The organism is Caballeronia terrestris (genome assembly GCF_001544515.1).
Classification (GTDB): Bacteria; Pseudomonadota; Gammaproteobacteria; order Burkholderiales; family Burkholderiaceae; genus Caballeronia; species Caballeronia terrestris.
In genome coordinates, this window is sequence record NZ_FCOL02000444.1 from 1 (window position 1) to 1,224 (window position 1,224).

The 1,224-nt window shown below is 61.8% G+C and carries 2 pseudogenes; both read left to right on the plus strand.

Annotated features, from left to right (window positions below):
• A pseudogene (locus AWB67_RS38135) lies at window positions 1-1,027 on the plus strand (efflux transporter outer membrane subunit); the annotation flags it as partial.
• Window positions 1,024-1,224 (plus strand): annotated as a pseudogene (locus AWB67_RS42810) (hypothetical protein); the annotation flags it as partial. The pseudogenes AWB67_RS38135 and AWB67_RS42810, both read left to right, overlap by 4 nt.

Here is a 1,224-nt window from a genome sequence, read left to right on the forward strand (position 1 = left end):
TTTTTACTCTTTCGGCGAGCGTCAGCTACGCCCTCGATATCTGGGGCGGCGAGCGCCGCATGCTCGAAGGTCTGCGCGCGCAAGCAGACGCCCAACGCTATGCGCTGCTCGCGGCGTATCTGACCTTGACCGCAAACGTGGTCAACACAATGATTGCGCGTGCGGCCTACAGCGAGGAGATTTTGCGGCGACGCGCGAAATGGTCGGACTTTTGCGCGAGCAGATCGACGTGACGCAGGTACAAATTCAGGCGGGGGTCGCTGCATATTCCGCGGTGCTGACCCTTGAGAACGAACTGGCGACGCTTGAGGCATCGCTGCCAGCGCTTGAACAGAAGCGCGTGCAGGCGGAAGACCTGCTGGCGACTTTGTCGGGCGCTTTTCCGGCCGACTGGCATGCCCCCAATCTGTCCCTGCGAGATGTCTCCTTGCCCGCGACCCTGCCAGTCACCGTACCATCAGACCTCGTTCGCCGACGTCCAGACATCTTGCAAGCGGAGGCCGCACTGCATGTCGCGAGCGCCAACATTGGCGTCGCAACAGCCAACCTTTTCCCCAGCGTTACGCTCTCTGCGAGCGGCGGCTATGACAATACCTCGATGGGCGCGCTGTTGCATCGAAAAGGCCAAGTATGGTCCGTAGCGGCAGACGTCACTGCGCCGCTGTTTCACGGAGGTACGCTCTGGTTCCAGCGAGAGTCAGCGAGCGACGCCTACGCACAAGCCCGAGCCACGTACCGAGAAATCGTACTCGGAGCATTTGCGCAGGTGGCTGACTCGCTGCGTGCGTTGGAGAATGACGCACATGCGCTCGAAGCGCAATCACGAGCACTGCATTCGGCCGCTGAGGCATTGCGACTTGTCAGGGCGGACTATGAGGCTGGCACAGTGGGCTATTTACCGATTCTCATTGCCGACGGGCAATTTCACCAGGCGCAGATTGCCTATCTGCAGGGCATCGCGCAGCGTATGCAAGATACCGTTGCGCTCTATGCGGCGCTTGGCGGGGGTTGGGACACTGAGCCGTGAAATGGAAATGGCGCAACTCGACGCGCTGGTTGCGGCGATTGCTCACGTTCGCGGCAACCGCGGACGTCCCTGATAATAATAGCGCTGGCATCGTCGAAGGCGACAGGGGCTACGATTCCAAACCGCATCGGCCGCGCCCGCGCGAGCACGGCATTGGCCCCTGTGCCGTGCGCTTAGGCCTGGCCCATGGAGGCGGG